This window comes from Glaciecola sp. 33A (assembly GCF_002836745.1).
Taxonomy (GTDB): Bacteria; Pseudomonadota; Gammaproteobacteria; order Enterobacterales; family Alteromonadaceae; genus Glaciecola.
Map to the genome: position 1 here is coordinate 96,732 of NZ_PJAR01000043.1, position 16,852 is coordinate 113,583.

Annotated in this window: 21 protein-coding genes; 17 read left to right on the forward strand and 4 right to left on the reverse strand. The window is 42.5% G+C overall.

Features of this window, described 5'->3' with window-relative positions; all coding sequences use genetic code 11:
- Positions 1-102: 102 nt before the first annotated feature.
- Positions 103-2,385 (reverse strand): peptidase U32 family protein, encoded by a 2,283-nt coding sequence (locus CXF81_RS14770; protein WP_101182119.1) that lies wholly within the window; start codon positions 2,383-2,385, stop codon positions 103-105.
- A gap of 155 nt (positions 2,386-2,540) precedes the next feature.
- Between CXF81_RS14770 and CXF81_RS14775 the strand changes: the two genes are divergently transcribed.
- The 15 genes from CXF81_RS14775 to CXF81_RS14845 all read left to right on the forward strand — a co-directional run bounded on the left by CXF81_RS14775 (position 2,541) and on the right by CXF81_RS14845 (position 11,514).
- Positions 2,541-3,191: a glutathione S-transferase gene (locus CXF81_RS14775; RefSeq protein ID WP_101182120.1), complete on the forward strand. Its 651-nt coding sequence runs from the start codon at positions 2,541-2,543 to the stop codon at positions 3,189-3,191.
- Positions 3,192-3,574: 383 nt separating this feature from the next.
- Positions 3,575-3,886 (forward strand): 30S ribosomal protein S10, encoded by a 312-nt coding sequence (gene rpsJ / locus CXF81_RS14780; RefSeq protein ID WP_006012796.1) that lies wholly within the window; start codon positions 3,575-3,577, stop codon positions 3,884-3,886.
- A gap of 18 nt (positions 3,887-3,904) precedes the next feature.
- A complete protein-coding gene (rplC, locus tag CXF81_RS14785) occupies positions 3,905-4,543 on the forward strand; it encodes a 50S ribosomal protein L3 (protein ID WP_006012790.1) in 639 nt (212 codons plus the stop codon).
- 17 nt (positions 4,544-4,560) lie between these two features.
- Positions 4,561-5,166: a 50S ribosomal protein L4 gene (gene rplD / locus CXF81_RS14790; RefSeq protein ID WP_101182121.1), complete on the forward strand. Its 606-nt coding sequence runs from the start codon at positions 4,561-4,563 to the stop codon at positions 5,164-5,166.
- Positions 5,163-5,462, forward strand: a complete 300-nt coding sequence (gene rplW / locus CXF81_RS14795; RefSeq protein ID WP_006012785.1) for a 50S ribosomal protein L23 — start codon at positions 5,163-5,165, stop codon at positions 5,460-5,462. Before rplD ends, rplW begins: the two co-directional genes overlap by 4 nt.
- Before the next feature lie 14 nt (positions 5,463-5,476).
- On the forward strand, positions 5,477-6,301 hold the full coding sequence (rplB, locus tag CXF81_RS14800) for a 50S ribosomal protein L2 (RefSeq protein WP_006012782.1): 825 nt from the start codon (positions 5,477-5,479) through the stop codon (positions 6,299-6,301).
- 15 nt (positions 6,302-6,316) lie between these two features.
- The gene (gene rpsS / locus CXF81_RS14805) at positions 6,317-6,592 is read left to right on the forward strand and encodes a 30S ribosomal protein S19 (RefSeq protein WP_006012780.1); all 276 of its coding nucleotides are present in this window, start codon (positions 6,317-6,319) and stop codon (positions 6,590-6,592) included.
- Between the two features lie 10 nt (positions 6,593-6,602).
- Entirely contained in the window at positions 6,603-6,935 is a 333-nt protein-coding gene (gene rplV, locus CXF81_RS14810; protein ID WP_006012779.1) for a 50S ribosomal protein L22, read from the forward strand.
- Between the two features lie 9 nt (positions 6,936-6,944).
- Positions 6,945-7,646, forward strand: coding sequence for a 30S ribosomal protein S3 (rpsC, locus tag CXF81_RS14815; RefSeq protein WP_006012777.1), 702 nt, complete (start codon positions 6,945-6,947; stop codon positions 7,644-7,646).
- Positions 7,647-7,648: 2 nt separating this feature from the next.
- On the forward strand, positions 7,649-8,062 hold the full coding sequence (rplP, locus tag CXF81_RS14820) for a 50S ribosomal protein L16 (protein ID WP_026843313.1): 414 nt from the start codon (positions 7,649-7,651) through the stop codon (positions 8,060-8,062).
- Positions 8,062-8,253: a 50S ribosomal protein L29 gene (gene rpmC / locus CXF81_RS14825; protein WP_006012771.1), complete on the forward strand. Its 192-nt coding sequence runs from the start codon at positions 8,062-8,064 to the stop codon at positions 8,251-8,253. Before rplP ends, rpmC begins: the two co-directional genes overlap by 1 nt.
- Entirely contained in the window at positions 8,253-8,504 is a 252-nt protein-coding gene (gene rpsQ, locus CXF81_RS14830; protein WP_026843314.1) for a 30S ribosomal protein S17, read from the forward strand. The genes rpmC and rpsQ overlap by 1 nt, the downstream gene beginning before the upstream one ends.
- A 107-nt stretch (positions 8,505-8,611) precedes the next feature.
- The gene (zntR, locus tag CXF81_RS14835; RefSeq protein ID WP_232771948.1) at positions 8,612-9,046 is read left to right on the forward strand and encodes a Zn(2+)-responsive transcriptional regulator; all 435 of its coding nucleotides are present in this window, start codon (positions 8,612-8,614) and stop codon (positions 9,044-9,046) included.
- Position 9,047: 1 nt separating this feature from the next.
- Entirely contained in the window at positions 9,048-10,094 is a 1,047-nt protein-coding gene (locus CXF81_RS14840; RefSeq protein ID WP_101182122.1) for an SO_0444 family Cu/Zn efflux transporter, read from the forward strand.
- Between the two features lie 112 nt (positions 10,095-10,206).
- Entirely contained in the window at positions 10,207-11,514 is a 1,308-nt protein-coding gene (locus CXF81_RS14845) for a 3-deoxy-D-manno-octulosonic acid transferase (RefSeq protein ID WP_101182123.1), read from the forward strand.
- A gap of 52 nt (positions 11,515-11,566) precedes the next feature.
- Here CXF81_RS14845 and CXF81_RS14850 read toward each other — a convergent pair whose 3' ends face one another.
- Positions 11,567-13,738, reverse strand: coding sequence for a M3 family metallopeptidase (locus CXF81_RS14850; RefSeq protein WP_101182124.1), 2,172 nt, complete (start codon positions 13,736-13,738; stop codon positions 11,567-11,569).
- Positions 13,739-14,078: 340 nt separating this feature from the next.
- On the opposite strand from CXF81_RS14850, the gene CXF81_RS20550 reads away from it, so the two are divergent.
- Positions 14,079-14,753 carry an OmpA family protein gene (locus tag CXF81_RS20550; protein ID WP_101182125.1) on the forward strand — a complete coding sequence of 225 codons (675 nt, stop codon included), beginning with the start codon at positions 14,079-14,081 and terminating at the stop codon, positions 14,751-14,753.
- Between the two features lie 96 nt (positions 14,754-14,849).
- On the opposite strand, the gene CXF81_RS14860 is transcribed toward CXF81_RS20550, so the two are convergent.
- Positions 14,850-15,632, reverse strand: a complete 783-nt coding sequence (locus tag CXF81_RS14860; RefSeq protein ID WP_101182126.1) for an RNA methyltransferase — start codon at positions 15,630-15,632, stop codon at positions 14,850-14,852.
- Positions 15,633-15,831: 199 nt separating this feature from the next.
- Between CXF81_RS14860 and rlmE the strand changes: the two genes are divergently transcribed.
- Positions 15,832-16,452 (forward strand): 23S rRNA (uridine(2552)-2'-O)-methyltransferase RlmE, encoded by a 621-nt coding sequence (gene rlmE, locus CXF81_RS14865; RefSeq protein ID WP_101182127.1) that lies wholly within the window; start codon positions 15,832-15,834, stop codon positions 16,450-16,452.
- Here rlmE and fdxA read toward each other — a convergent pair.
- On the reverse strand, positions 16,449-16,772 hold the full coding sequence (gene fdxA, locus CXF81_RS14870) for a ferredoxin FdxA (RefSeq protein ID WP_101182128.1): 324 nt from the start codon (positions 16,770-16,772) through the stop codon (positions 16,449-16,451). The genes rlmE and fdxA overlap by 4 nt on opposite strands.
- Positions 16,773-16,852: the final 80 nt, after the last annotated feature.

The following is a 16,852-nucleotide window of genomic DNA, read 5'->3' on the forward strand; positions in this document are numbered from 1 at the left end:
ATAATTAAATTAATGTATGAATTGTAGACGACTAGTCGGACAGTTTCCTTATGTTAGTCAGGCGGCGGCATTCCGGCATACATGATGCTAAATGACGGAGCCCTATAAGCCGTTGTGATATTGCACATTGGTTGATTGTGGCACTAGCGTGTTTAAGTTCGCTTCTACTGTTGTATTGCCGTTAAGTAGCTGTTCGAACTGAGCAATCAGTTGCTCCTTATCGGGAGACATTTTGTCACCGGCGCCTATATTGGTTAAATCAATCATAAAACCATCAAACAGGTACGCTAAATCGTTAATAATTTCCATATTCATAAACTGATCTTGATTATAGATACTCGGATAACCTGCTTTTTGTTTATCGATGGCGAATGAGTCGCCTTTAAGGTTGGTTATGCTAGTCGATTTGTCACAAGACAGCATGCAGCCATTATCAATACGCGGCTTTTCACAGCCAACACTTTGTTGGAAGAAACATTGACGGCTCGTCATCAATAAAATGGGATGGTAAATGCTGTACATCATTTTAAAGTTTTTAGGACGTGCGATGGTTTGAATTTGTTGTCTGTTAATCTCATTAGAAATGAACGCACCACTGCAATTAAAGGTTTCTTGCATCGCTAATAATGCATATGAGTTTGTCGTATTTAAAAATGGACCTGCAATCCACTCGATACCGAGTTCGAAAGCGCGGTATGCAATACCGGTATTATTAGTCACAATGAGCTTAGGTTTTACTTGCTCTAAAATAGTAAGGGCAACATCGTAGTCTTTGCCAATCAAGACCGGTGGAAACCATGGAATTAAACGCGGATTTCTTTGCAAAAAATCAACATACTCGGTGCAGCCGCGTTTATAAGCGTCAGGTAATTTAAAGTAAATGTCAGCGTCGGTACTACCGGCTAAATGCACGTCGCTTTTGTCACAAATTAATAAAGACAATTTAGGCGACGCATCCATGTCTGCTTTTGGGTTTTTCTCAAGTCTTGGCAGCGTCACTTCTGGCAGCACTGCTTTGCTGTCATTTAATATAAGGGCTAATTCGTTTTTAAGTGCCGTAAGTGAACTAAATACTAAACTCAGGTTTGGCTTAACAGCGCCTGCATCAATTGTCGTTAGCGTGTAACGCGCGTTGTTAAAACTTTTGAAGCGCTTATCCAGCGTGACCATGTCGATGTTAGGCTCTTTGCTATTAATCAAGGGTTGGTTTGACAGCACTGTTATGGTTCTTTTATTACTTGGTGAACCAGGTAATAACCCATCTTCTTCAATCGTCGCTATTATCCTTAATGGGCTTCCAACTTCGCCACTAAAACGCAAACTCAACGATGCTTTGTCGACGCTCAAATGTTTTATTTTGTCAAAAACGGTTGCATTAATTTCCTCTTTTTCATGTTGCAGTTCTTGTTTTGCATCATAAATTTGTACGACCGAAATCGCATTTTTAGCAGCAATTATGTGATTGATTGAGTTATCTCGAGGGTTTTCAATAAACATCGATTGATTTAAGTCGCCGCGTAAAAAAGCATTGGTCAAATCCCGATTAAAAACTTTATACAGTCGTTCACCATCTTGAGTTAACTTGCCGGTCTGCAAATAACCATCGATTTGTTTACGGAAACTATCCACTACGGTATGCACATAACTCGCGCCTTTGATTCGTCCCTCAATCTTAAATGAATGAACACCTGCATCAATTAATGCGGGTAGGTCGAAAAAGGCCGAATTATCCTTAATGTTCAGTGGAAAATTATTGCCAGTTGCTGTGGTTTCATATTCTTCTCGACACGCTTGACTGCAGCGTCCACGATTTCCTGAATTGCCCACACTTGCCGAACTTGAATAACATAGACCTGAGAATGCGACACACAGAGAACCGTGAACAAACACCTCAGTTAATATATTGTGCTGCGACCCTGTCGCTGCCATTTCGGTTATTTCACGCAAGTTTAATTCTCTGGATAAATTAACCCGCGTTGCGCCTAATTTTTTAAGAAAAGGAATTTGGCCGATATTGTGTGTGGTCATTTGCGTTGAAGCGTGAATATTAAGCGTTGGAAAATATTTTTTAATGAGGTAAAACATGCCAATATCTTGCACAATTACAGCATCTAAAGTGGTGTTAGCTAATTTACTTAGCAACTTAGCCATCGTTTTGAATTCACGCTCCAAAATCACAATATTTAAGGTCAAAAATATTTCACAGTCATACTGATGAGCTAAACGAATAACACCCACGAGTTCATCAAATGATATATTTGATGCACGGTTGCGTGCATTAAAGCTATCCAAACCACAATAGACCGCATCGGCACCTGCTATAATTGCCGCTTTAATTGCTTCGATATCGCCACCCGGTGCTAACAACTCAATGTTTGAACTCATTTTCATCACTTATAACTATTATTATGTCGAATTAATTTTAAGAAGATCTTACCTGTATATTTACCGTCTTTATACCGATAAAGTGTATAGCGGGTAGAATATCGCTTTTAACTTGCTATATGCGCAAAAAATCAACTAAGTAGGGGACTATTTGAATGGCTTTACCGATCTTATATTCTCTTAGACACTGTCCCTTCGCAATGCGGGCAAGACTTGCGATTTTTAGGTCAAAACAAGCGGTTGAGTTACGTGATGTTAAATTAACAAATAAACCAGCCGCCATGCTTGTTGCTTCTGCAAAAGGTACTGTGCCTATCTTGGTGGTGTCGCCCAAACAAGTCATAGACGAAAGCCTCGACGTTATGCTGTGGACTCTAGGTAAGAGTGATCCCGCGAATTTACTGCTGCAAAGTGCAAGCAAGCTTCCCGACCTCTTAGCTTTTATTGCTGTGTATGACCTTGAATTTAAGCCTTGCATAGAGCGCTATAAAGCGGCAAAGCGTTATCATGAAACCAATGTAGAGGCATGCAGAAAAGCCTGTGAAGCGTATATTCAAGACTTAGAACAGCGCTTATCCGAACATGACTATATTTTTGGTGAACATGAAAGTATAGCTGACATCGCAATATTCCCATTTATCCGTCAATTCGCCAAAGTTGAGCGCCAATGGTACGTACAGTCCTCTTATCCAAACCTTAAACGTTGGCTAAACCGGTATTTGCAAAGTGGCATGTTCAATAAAGTGATGACGCTATACCCAATATGGGAAGAGGGCAATGAGGCGGTGGTATTTTGTGGCGATTAGTTACTACTTTATTTGCGGATATAGTCGGGGTGCTGCTGTGTTATTCGCATTTAGTTCTTGCCTTCCTGCTCAATGTCTGTATTATTTGCGCCCACTGTCTCCACGGGTGCTTTTAAAGCACTTTACAAAAGACATTGTTTAGCGGGTTAAGTAACTAGGTCTATAAGCTTATGCTTCTTTAGTTACACGCCACGTAGCAAGCAAACTGATTACACTAGTATTAATTTACTTGGGGTAAACTAACAGCAAGCAACACGCTAACATATGAACAGGACCTCAATTGTAGGTCAATGGTTTACGCACATCTTTTCATCCGCGCTTTTTAAGAAGGCAGTAGGAGTGAAAAGGTGATTTATTTTGTTCTTTCGATTGGAGCTTTATCGATGCCAAATCAAAGAATTCGTATTCGCTTAAAAGCGTTTGATCACAAGTTGATCGATCAGTCTACAGCAGAGATTGTAGAAACCGCGAAACGCACTGGCGCACAAGTATCGGGTCCAATTCCGTTACCAACACGCAAAGAGCGCTACACGGTTCTAACTTCTCCGCACGTTAATAAAGACGCACGAGATCAGTACGAAATCCGCACACACAAACGTTTAGTAGATATCATTGAACCGACTGATAAAACAGTTGATGCATTGATGAGATTGGACTTGGCTGCCGGCGTTGATGTTCAAATCAGCCTGGGCTAACAAGAGAGGGTAATAACAATGTCGATTGGTCTTATCGGTCGTAAAGTGGGCATGACTCGTATCTTCACAGAAGATGGCGTATCTATCCCTGTAACTGTTATTGAAGCGACCCCTAACCGTGTTACTCAGTTACGTACTGAGGAAACTGACGGTTATCGTGCACTACAAGTTACCGCTGGCACTAAAAAAGCCAACCGCGTCAATAAAGCTTCTGCAGGACATTTTGCAAAAGCTGGCGTGGAAGCAGGCCGCGGCTTGTGGGAATTCCGCCTAAACGAAAGTGAAGGTGGTGATATTGAAGTAGGCAGTGAAATCACTGTTGAGATCTTCAATGACACGAAGAAAGTCGATGTAGCAGGTACATCTAAAGGTAAAGGTTTTGCCGGTGTAATCAAGCGTTGGAATTTTAGTCATCAACGCATGACACACGGTAACTCACTATCTCACCGTGCTCCAGGGTCAATTGGTCAGAACCAATCACCTGGTAAAGTATTTAAAGGCAAGAAGATGGCAGGTCAGCTTGGTAACAAGCGCATCACCACTCAGTCTTTAGAACTAGTTCGCGTAGATGCTGAAAACAACCTTTTATTAATTAAAGGTGCCGTACCTGGCGCAACTGGCAGTGACGTTATCGTCTTGCCAGCTGGCAAAGCGTAACGTCTGGGAGTAATCTGATGGAATTAACATTGAAAGACGCGAAAGGCGCTCTTGAAGTATCCGACACTACCTTTGGACGTGAATTCAACGAAGCACTTGTACATCAAGTGGTTGTTGCATTCGGTGCAGGTGCTCGTCAGGGTACTAAAGCGCAAAAAAGTCGCGCTGAAGTACGTGGTGGTGGTAAGAAACCATGGCGTCAAAAAGGAACAGGCCGAGCTCGCGCTGGTACTATCCGAAGCCCAATTTGGGTTGGTGGTGGTCGTGCATTCGCAGCTAAGCCGCGTGACTTTGAACAAAAAGTTAACAAGAAGATGTACCGTGGTGCGATCCAAAGCATCTTATCTGAGTTGGTACGTCAAGAACGCTTAATTGTTGTTGAAAAATTTGGTGTTGAAACACCAAAAACGAAGGAACTTTTAGCTAAATTGAATGAATACGGCTTAACTGATGTATTAATTGTTACTCCTGAAGTAGATGAGAACTTGTTCTTAGCTTCACGTAACCTTTACAAAGTTGATGTTCGTGACGTTCAAGGAATTGACCCAGTAAGCTTAATCGCATTTGATAAAGTGTTGATTACAGCTGAAGCCGTTAAGCAACTTGAGGAGGCATTAGCATGAACGAAGAACGTTTATTAAAAGTCCTGTTAGCACCTCATGTTTCAGAGAAGGCGACTATGGCTGCTGAAGCAAGCAACACAGTTGTTTTCAAAGTTCTTAAAGACGCGAGCAAAGCAGAGATCAAAGCTGCAGTTGAAAAATTGTTTGAAGTTGAAGTGAACTCTGTTCGTACCCTAGTATGCAAAGGTAAAACTAAGCGTCATGGGCAATCTTTTGGCAAACGCAGTGACTGGAAAAAAGCATATGTTATGCTTAAAGAAGGTCAGGATATTGACTTTGCCGGTGCTACTGAGTAAGAAGGGGATTAGAAATGCCATTATTGAAAGCTAAGCCAACTTCTGCAGGTCGTCGTCACGTTGTTCAGGTCATTAATCCTGATTTGCATAAAGGTGCTCCACATGCTCCTTTACTTGATAAATTAAGCAAATCTGGTGGCCGTAATAACAATGGTCGTATTACTGTTCGTCATATTGGTGGTGGTCACAAACAACACTATCGTATAATTGACTTCAAACGTAATAAAGACGGTATTCCAGCAAAAATTGAGCGTTTAGAATATGATCCAAATCGTTCGTCTAATATCGCTTTGGTATTATACACAGACGGTGAACGTCGTTATATTTTAGCACCGAAAGGCGCTAAAACAGGCGATGCTATCCAGTCTGGTGCTGATGCACCGATTAAAGCAGGTAATGCAATGCCAATGCGCAACATGCCTGTCGGTTCAACAGTACACGCGATTGAAATGAAGCCAGGCAAAGGTGCACAAATTGCACGTTCTGCTGGTCAGTATGCACAAATCCTTGCAAGAGATGGAGCGTATATAACATTACGTCTCAAATCTGGCGAGGTGCGTAAAGTATTATCTGATTGCCGTGCAACTATCGGTGAAGTAGGTAACGCTGAGCATATGCTTCGTTCACTAGGTAAGGCCGGTGCTACTCGCTGGCGTGGTGTTAGACCAACAGTTCGTGGTGTTGCCATGAACCCGGTTGATCACCCGCACGGTGGTGGTGAAGGTCGTACATCTGGTGGTCGTCATCCAGTGTCACCTTGGGGTGTACCTACCAAAGGTAAGAAGACCCGAAGTAACAAGCGTACTGATAAACTTATCGTACGTCGTCGTAATAAATAACAGCGAGGATTCACCATGCCACGTTCTCTCAAGAAAGGTCCTTTTATTGACCTGCACTTGCTGAAGAAGGTAGAAGCTGCAGTGGAAAAGGGCGAAAAGAAACCAATTAAGACTTGGTCTCGTCGCTCTATGATCATCCCAGATATGATTGGGTTGACCATTGCGGTTCATAACGGTCGCCAGCACGTACCTGTTTTCGTCAGTGACGAAATGGTTGGCCATAAGTTGGGCGAGTTTGCGCCAACGCGTACTTTTCGCGGCCATGTCGCAGATAAGAAAGCCAAGAGATAAGGGGAATAAAATGGAAGCATTAGCTAAACACCGTTTTGCTCGTACGTCACCTCAAAAGGCACGCTTGGTAGCAGATCAAATCCGCGGATTACACGTTGAAAAAGCTTTAGAAGTTTTAACGTATAGCCCAAAGAAAAGCGCTGCGCTGATCAAGAAAGTGCTTGAGTCAGCAATCGCCAACGCTGAAAACAATGAAGGTGCAGATATTGACGAGTTGTCGATATTCAAAATTTTTGTTGACGAAGGCCCGACTATGAAGCGAATCAAAACACGTGCTAAAGGCCGTGCTGATCGTATCTTTAAGCGTAGCAGTCACATTACTGTGGTTGTAGCAGATAACTAGGAGTAGATTATGGGACAGAAAGTACATCCTACCGGTATACGCCTGGGTATCAGCAAGCCATGGACGTCTACTTGGTACGCTAATACAGCAGAGTATGCAGATAACTTGTTTAACGACCATCAGGTCCGTCAATATTTGACGAAACAGTTAAAGAGCGCGTCACTTTCGAAAATCGTTATTGAACGCCCAGCGAAGAGTATTCGTGTGACTATTCACACTGCTCGTCCGGGTGTTGTTATCGGTAAGAAGGGAGAAGACGTAGAGAAGCTTCGCAATCATGTTTCTAAGCTAGCCGGTGTGCCAGCCCAGATCAACATTGCCGAAGTTCGTAAACCCGAGCTAGATGCACAGCTTGTTGCTGACAGCATTTCAAGCCAGCTTGAACGTCGTGTTATGTTCCGTCGCGCTATGAAGCGTGCCGTACAAAATGCAATGCGTTTGGGTGCACTTGGTATCAAAGTTCAAGTAAGTGGCCGTTTAGGTGGTGCAGAAATTGCCCGTGCTGAATGGTATCGTGAAGGTCGCGTACCTTTACACACTTTCCGTGCTGACATCGACTATGCAACGTCTGAAGCAGCAACGACTTACGGTATCATTGGCGTGAAAGTCTGGATCTTTAAAGGTGAAGTATTAGGCGGTTTGCCTCTTACACAAGAGCAACCAGCTCCTGCACCTAAGAAGAAAGGCCGCAACGCTAAACGAGAGGGCTAATCATGTTACAACCAAAGCGTACGAAATTTCGTAAAATGCATAAAGGTCGTAACCGTGGTCTTGCTATTGCCGGAGGCAAAGTAAGCTTCGGGACTTATGCTTTAAAAGCTGTCGCGCGCGGTCGTATGACCGCACGTCAAATTGAAGCAGCTCGTCGTGCTATGACTCGTCACGTTAAACGTCAAGGTAAAATTTGGATTCGAGTTTTCCCTGACAAGCCAATTACACAGAAGCCTTTGGAAGTTCGTCAAGGTAAAGGTAAAGGTAACGTCGAGTACTGGGTATGCCAAATTCAACCAGGACGTGTGTTATATGAAATGGAAGGTGTTCCAGAATCTATAGCTCGTGAAGCGTTTGCATTGGCTGCGTCGAAATTGCCATTTAAAACAACCTTTGTAACTCGGACGGTGATGTAATGAAAGCTACTGAACTTAAACAGAAAAGTGTAGAAGAGTTGAACGTGGAGTTGATTAGTTTGTTTCGTGAACAATTTAATCTTCGCATGCAACATTCTACTGGCCAGCTTGAAAAAACTGACCAATTAAGAACAGTACGTCGCAGCATCGCACGTGTTAAAACTATTTTAACTCAAAAGGCTGACGCGTAATGACTGAACAGAAGATTCGTACAGTACAAGGCCGTGTAACTAGTAACAAAATGGATAAAACCATCACTGTTATGGTTGAGAGAACTGTTAAGCACCCAATTTACGGGAAGTTTATCAAGCGCTCAACTAAGCTACACGCCCACGACGAAGCTAACGTGTGTAATGAAGGCGATATAGTAAATATTACTGAATGTCGTCCTCTTTCTAAGTCTAAGACTTGGATGTTAGTTGACGTTGTGACCAAAGCTTAATTAAAAGCAAATTAAAAAAGGCGCTACCTTGCGAGGCTAGCGCCTTTTTTTTATCTTTTATTATCTGCATTAATTTCTTGACCTTAGATGTTACTCTAAGGTGTACAGTGTCTGTCTTGAATGATGATTTGGGTGCTAAAATGAAGATTAGTGAACTAGCAAAGCGGGCGGGAATGAGCGCTCACACCGTCAGATATTATGAAAAAGTGGGCTTACTGACTCCTTCACAGCGCACTGAGAGTAATTACCGTGTGTACACTAAAGATGATGTCATTACCGCTGATTTTATCAAACGCAGTAAAGAGTGTGGATTCAGTTTAGCTGAAACCGCGTCATTGCTCGCAATTAAAAATGACAAAAGCCAGCATGTATGCGCGGAGGCAAAACAAATTACACAAACAAAAATACTAGAAATAGCTGCGCAGATTGAAAAGTTAAAAAAGATGCAAAATACACTAACCGAGCTTGAAGCTTTTTGCTGCGGTGGACAAGAAAGTGCTGTGTTTTGTTCAATAATATCGTCCTTAGAGCAGGAGAGCTGATATGTTGGTACTCAATAATTTTGTTTTATTGTTCGTTGAAGCGTCCCCGTTCTTACTAGCGGGTATGTTGATAGCCGGTATTATCCATCAATTTGTACCAAAAAATTGGATAGAGAAAACCTTAGGAAGCAAGGGCTCTATTGTCAATGCAGCGCTCATTGGTGCGCCACTTCCGTTGTGCTCATGTTCTGTTATTCCTGTCGCAATGGGGATCAGGCGTAGTGGTGCGAGTAAAGCCAGCACGGCCAGCTTTTTAGTTGCCACGCCCGAAACAGGTGTTGACTCTATAGGCATAACATACGCCTTAATGGGCCCGGTAATGGCTATTGCTCGTCCTGTTGCGGCCATCTTTTCTGCACTATGCGCTGGAATGTTGGTACACCTATTTGGTACTAAGGAGACGGCTAAAAATACACCCAAGCTTATTGCACAGCAACAATCATCGAGCTGTTGTCACCCCTCTGATTCTGATGTTTTATCCATTAAACAAAAAGTCATATTTTCTTTTGCGTTTGGTTTCGGGCAACTATTGAGAGACTTTATGCTCTGGTTTGTGCTTGGGATTTTTTTTGCTGCGCTGGTCACCACGTTCGTTCCACCGTCTTTCTTTACTCAGCATGGTCAAGGCGTTTTCGCAATGTTGGTAGTCGTACTAGTTTCAATTCCGATGTACGTTTGCGCTACTGCTTCAACTCCTATAGCAGTGGGTTTGTTATTGTCAGGGATATCACCGGGAGCGGCTCTGGTGTTTATGCTTACAGGGCCTGCGACTAATATCGCCACGTTAATGGTGATAAAAAACGAATTAGGTAAGCGGGAGCTTATACTTTATCTCATTGCGATCGCAACGAGCGCTATTTTTGCCGGATTAACTCTTGATTCGCTGTTTACCTATTTTAATTGGCAACTAGACTTATCACTCGGAGTACATTCTGACATGGTGGGCGCGGTGTATCAGGGAAGTGCTCTAATCTTAGCGGGCTTAATTCTGTTGCAGATGCAGAAACGGTATTTACCTCGCATTTTTAGCGCCAACACCTCAGTATAATTCGAGATAACTGTTGAGCGTATTTAAAATAGATTAATTAGCTCAGTATGTGGCTATACTCATAATAAGCATATTGGTAACAACAACTCACTTTGGCATTAACTCGGAATTTATGAATACACCTTATACGCATCGTTGGTATCATTTTATATGGCGTTGGTGTTACACCCTTGTGCTTATCTTACTGTTGCCCCTTGGGTTGCTCAAACTGCTATTAAAATCGGATAAAACCGAAGGGCAGCGAAACCATAATCGTGAACGTTTTGGTTTTATAGGCAAGCCAACGACGCAAGGCATCTTAGTGCACTGCGTATCAGTGGGTGAGGTCAATGCTGCGAAGAATATTGTACTGCACTTGCAACAGCTCTACCCTAAACTTCCTGTGACCATATCAACCACGTCATCAACAGGTGCTAAACAAGCGCATGCTGTTTTCGCGGATAGTGTTCAACACCGGTATTTACCCGTTGATATTCCTGTCTGTATGTGGCTCTTCTTTTACAAACTTCAGCCTAAGCTGGTATTAGTAACCGAAGTTGAAATTTGGCCAAATATGCTTCATCAATGCTTTCGCCGTAATATCCCCGCGGTCTTGATCAATGGCAGAATGACCAACGATTCGCTTAAAAATTATCAGCGTTTAGCCTTTTTATTTAGACCTAGTTTGCGTAAGTTCTCACGCATTTGTACACAAGGTCAGCAAGACTTTGATAATTTTCTAAAGTTAGGTGTTTATAAACCAAATTTGACACTAACTAACAATATGAAGTTTGATCTCGAATTGGATCCACAAGATGAGATTAAGGCTATATTATTAACGCAGCAACTTGGACTCACTGAGCAAGCCGTTTTAGTTGCAGGCAGTACGCATGATCTAGAAGAAAGCATGTGTTTAGATTCGTTTAAAAAATTACGTATTACCCACAGTAATATGGTTCTAATCGTTGTGCCTCGCCATCCGCATCGTTTTGAAAAGGTTGTACAACTCTGTCAAGCGACCGGTTACGTCGTGGTTAAGGTAAGTGAATTAGCCAAAAAACCTTTGCAAACTACGCCAGATATTCTAGTTGTCGACGCTATGGGCTGGCTAAAGGCATGTTATCAATTGGCTTCTTGTGCCTTCGTGGGTGGCAGTTTTGCGCCCCGAGGTGGACATAACGCACTTGAGCCTGCTTTATATGGTGTTCCAACAATGATGGGTCCTAGTATTTTCAACAATCCAGTTATTTGTGATGCATTAGCAACGGCCGGTGGATTGAAAATCTTATCGGCATCAGAACAAATCGCTGATACTGCGTTGGAATGGTTAAATAATGCAGATGTCGCGCAACGAGCAGGTTTGGCAAATAAACGAGTGATAGAGCAAAATCGAGGCGCTATTGATCAAACAATAGAAGCAATAGGCGAGGTTTTTCAATAAAAAAGGAGCATATGGTATGCTCCTTTGTCGGCTTAACGTTTGGTTACGTTAATTAGTCACTTGAGGTCACTGGGAAGCCTCGGTCACGCATCAGTGCTTCTACTTTGGCATCTCTACCTCTGAACTTACGATACGCTTCCTCTGGGTCCATTGCGTTGCGCACAGAAAACAGGTACTTGACTAGTCGGTCAGCTACCTCTTTATCATAAAAACCACCGGGTGCTTCAGCAAACGCCTCGGCCGCATCAGAGGTTAATACTTCTGCCCACATGTACCCATAATATGCCGCCGCATAACCTTCGCCCGAAAATATGTGTCCGAACTGAGTTGTCCTGTGACGCATGACTATTTCTTTGGGCATACCTAGACGGCCTAATTCATCGCGCTCAAAACTATCGGGTTCAATTTTAGCTGGATCAGTCGTATGATAGAGTAAATCCATAATCGCAGACGCCATATACTCTGTTGTTTTAAAGCCTTCATTAAACGTAGACGCATTCTTAATCTTTGTCACTAAATCTTGTGGAATTGGCTCACCTGTTTTGTAGTGAACCAAGTAATTGTTAATGACCTCATCAGTTAACAACCAACGTTCGAGTAACTGCGACTGAAATTCCGTGTAGTCGCGTACCCCAGAGTGTGAACTTGGGTAAGCAACGGTAGCTGATAAGAAATGCAACGCATGTCCAAATTCATGAAAATAGGTTTCAGCATCATCCCATGAAATCAACGTCGGCTCGCCTTCAGGGCCCTTCACAAAGTTGGAGTTATTTGACGACAACACAGTCTGCTTGCCATCAAATGTGGTATAGCTTCGGTAAGTTGTTGCCCAAGCGCCTGAGCGTTTGCCTTGTCTAGCGAATGGGTCCAAGTACCATAGTCCAATATGCTCACCGCTGGTCTTGTCGGTCACATCCCATACTTTTACTTCGGGGTTAAATACCGGCACTTTGCCATCTGCTACTGGGGTAAATTCAAAGTTGAATAATTCACCTGCAACAAAAAACATCGCTTCGCGCAGTTTGCCTAGCTGTAAGTATTGTTTTACTTCATCAGAATCTAGTGCGTATTTATCTTTACGTACTTTTTCCGCATAAAAACGATAGTCCCAAGGCTCTATAGTAATACTTGCACCTTCAGCGTCCGCGATAGCTTGCATGTCAGCGACTTCTTCTTTGACTCGTGCAATGGCAGCCGGCCATACTTTTTCCATTAGGTCCATCGCACGTTCTGGTGTTTTCGCCATGCGATCCTCCAAACGCCACTGTGCATAATTGTCATAACCTAACAATGTAATGCGCTCATGACGTAACGTTAGAATTTTCTTGACCAATTCATTGTTATCGTACTCGTCGCCATTATCGCCGCGACTGTAATACGTATTCCACACTTTTTCACGTAATCCTCTATCTTCAGAATAAGTCAGAAAAGGGTCCATTGAAGAACGTGTGTTAGTAATCGCATACTTACCTTTATTGTCACGTATATCAGCCATTCCTGCGGCTGCATTGACAAATGATTGAGGTAAGCCAGTGAGCTGGTCCTGGTTTAAATACAGGACATAGTTTTCTTCATCCGCAAGGACATTGTTTGAAAACTGAGTATGCAGTGAAGCAAGTTCTTGGTTAATGTCGGCATAACGTTTTTTATCTTCATCGTTTAGTGTTGCGCCATTTCTTGCAAACCCATTGTATCTCATCCAAGTAATACGTTGTTCTTCACTGGTGAGTGACTTCAATTCTTCGCTTCTATATACCGCTTGAACACGTTCAAACAGATTTTTATTTTGTATTATTTTTGAAGAAAAAGCAGAAATTATAGGTGCCATTTCTTGTTGAATTTTTCTAAACTCGGGAGTCGAGTTGTTCGAACTCCATATTCCATAATAAGTGAACACGCGATCTAGCTCGCTGCCCGCGCGTTCCATTTCGACGATGGTGTTTTGAAATGTCGCTGGTTCTGGATTATTGGCTATTTTATCAATTTCAGCTAAATTCAGCTCCATGCCTTTTTCTAGTGCAGGCTTTAAGTCCGCTAGGGACATTTTATCAAAAGCGGGAACACCGCTATATGGTCCGGTGAATTCAGCAAGTAGCACATTGTCCATGCTTTGTGCTATTGCGGTCTCTGCCACAGCTTGTTCCGGTGCGCTGGGTTTGTCAGAGCAAGCAGCCATCGAAAGCGCTAGTGCGAGCACAGAAAGCGTTAATACCGCCTTTTTCATATCGTTTCCCTTTTTAATTATTATTAGCATTTTATTTAGCTTTATACTTCTTATCTTAAGATAAGGTTGTGTGCAATAGTAGGCATTCACTATGCACTTGGCAAGTTTGACCTGTATACTTTTGTACAGCTCTGTTGCCCGTTCGCTAAAATCACTTGACTACTGCACTTGTGTTTACGGTAGACTACAATGACAAGTTGAGAAGGGCACTAAATATCTCGGGGTCATAGCTTAATCCCATTATGGACTCAGAACTAAATGCTATTCACTCAAAGAGACTCACCAATCATAAATAAACAGTCGTTACTCACTATATTCAAATAAGTATAAAGGAAATTAAATGAAAATTTTAAGCGGAGCTATTTCTCTCTCCTGTCTTCTGCTAGTTACATCTTGCGCCACTTACGACCCTTACACGGGCGAGCAAGAAGTCAGTAAGGCAGGCAAAGGCGCAGGTATTGGCGCAGGTGTTGCTGCAGTTGTTGCCTATCTGGCAAATAAAGATAAGGATTCAGGGAAACGCAATGAAAGAATACTCAAAGCTGCTGCGGGTGGAGCTGCGGTTGGGGGCAGTATTGGTTATTATATGGATGTTCAAGAAGCGAAGCTAAGAGAACAATTACGAGGGTCCGGGGTAAGTGTTGAACGCGACGGCGACAATATTAATCTTATTATGCCTGGCAATATCACGTTCGCTTCGGGTAACGCTGATATCGCTCAAGGTTTTCTGCCCGTTTTAGATTCAGTCACTTTAGTGTTGACTGAGTTTAACAAAACATTAGTTGTTGTTAGCGGACACACAGACAGCACGGGTTCTGATTCTTTAAATCAAACCTTATCTGAAAAACGCGCGCAATCAGTGTCTGATTATTTTTACAAAAGCGGTATTATTAGAGACAGATTGGATGTTATTGGATTTGGTGAAACCCAAGCTATAGCAAGCAATACAACAGAACAAGGCAAGCAGCAAAATCGAAGAGTTGAAATTGCGCTGCTCCCAATCACTCAGCCTTAATTCGTTCAACTGACATAAAACGGACACAGTAACCTTACCAAGTGTGAGGTTGCTGTGTATCAAAAGTCAATAAAGGCTAGTCGCAAACTTGCCTCTTTAAACTGACAACTGATAAGCACATATACTTACCGCACTGGCTAAGTTGAGTGAGTCAATACTGCCGTTGCCTAAGATAGTAAAAGCATCTGCATTAGAGGCTGACAGTGCGTGAATCGGGACTCCGCGTGCTTCATTTCCAAATAAATAACACTCGTAATGAGCGAACTCACCGGTGTGGATATTGCTACCGTTTAAATCTAAATAAGCGAACTTGTCAAAACGAGTCGATAAATCGTCAAGCTCTATTTCTAGCTCAACAGGCACATGAAAAATAGCCCCCATACTCGCTCTCACTACTTTTGAATTGAATGGATCAACACTGTTGGGGCTGAGTAATAAACGAAAATTACCGAACCAAGCGAGGCTCCTTAAAATAGTGCCTAAATTTCCAGGGTCTTGTACTTCATGCAGATAAATACAGCGCTCGTGTTGTTTGGGAATATGTTGATCAGCTTTCATTTTAGTCGCATTGGGCAGCGGCACGCACGCAATTATCCCTTGTGGAGTTTTGGTGTCGCTAAGTTGTGCCATTTGTTTTTTGTTAATCGTCAATACTGTAAACTGGGCGGTTAACATGCTTGCCCACTCTGCATATTCTTCTGTTACATAAAGTGTCACATCTTTTACATTAGACTGTTGTTGAATACTTCTTTGTAGCTGGTCGCTTCGTAACTGAGCCTTTTGTAACTCAAGAATAAGATGCTCGCCCTCTACTAAATAATAGCCTAGCTGTGCGCGGTATTTTTTTTGATGCAGCTTCTTAACATCATCTAGTTTCATATAACGTTGCCTTTAAGTCCTTGTTGCGGTTTTAATTGTAGCGGTTTGAGTAATTTAAGTCAGGCAAAAAAAGTCAAATTTTGTTTATTCGAGTTAGTTTAAAATAAAAAACCGATTTAACAGCGCAAGGAATTTGCAAATCTGCTTTGCAAGTTTACAATACGTGCTGTTTCAGCGATATTAATAGTATATTCACTCTATGGCTCGATCAAAAACCAGTAAACAATGGATGGACGAACACGTCAACGACCCTTACGTAAAGAAGGCAAAAATTGACGGCTATCGTTCTCGCGCCAGTTATAAAATTATCGAAATCAACGAAAAAGATAAGATAATTCGCGCTGGTAATATCGTCATGGATTTAGGCTCTGCACCTGGCGGTTGGTCGCAAGTTGTAGCGCCATTGGTCGGTGATCTAGGGCGTGTTATTGCGTCGGATATCCTGCCTATGGATGGCATAATAGGGGTCACCTTTATTCAAGGTGATTTCACTGAAGCCGAGGTTTACGATGACATTCTAAGTACGCTGAATGGCGATAAGGTCGACGTTGTTGTTTCTGATATGTCACCTAACCTCAGCGGTGTAAATACCACCGACCAATATTCCTCTATATATCTTGTAGAGTTAGCCCTTGATATGGCCCGTAACGTGCTAAAACCGGGCGGTAGTTTTTGTGCAAAAGTGTTTCAAGGTGTGGGTTATGAAGAATATGCCAAAGAAGTCAGAAAGTCGTTTGATAAAGTGGTGGTTCGCAAACCTGCGGCTTCTCGTGCGCGGTCTCGTGAAGTTTACATAGTGGGTAAAGGCTTTAAGGGCTAACGCTCAAGTAACGCTAGCTTGTCGTCAACACCGTTCCATTTGTCCGCATCAGCGGGGGCAGGCTTAATGTCTATAATATTTGGCCATTCTTGACACAACTGGGCATTAAGTTCTAAAAAGTTAAGTTGTTCTGGTGGCAGTTTAGTGTCCTGATAAATGGCCTCGGCTGGACACTCAGCGACGCACAAGTCACAGTCGATACAAATAGCAGGATCGATAACTAAAAAATTGGGTCCTTCAAAAAACGCATCAACCGGACAAACGGCAACACAATCTGTGTATTTACATTTAATGCAATTGTCGGTTACTACAAAGGTCATGGTGGCTTAACTATCAAATCATTTTACGTTGCCACGATTGTAAAGTAGCAGTGTTAAAACACAAGTTTCTTTGCGACATT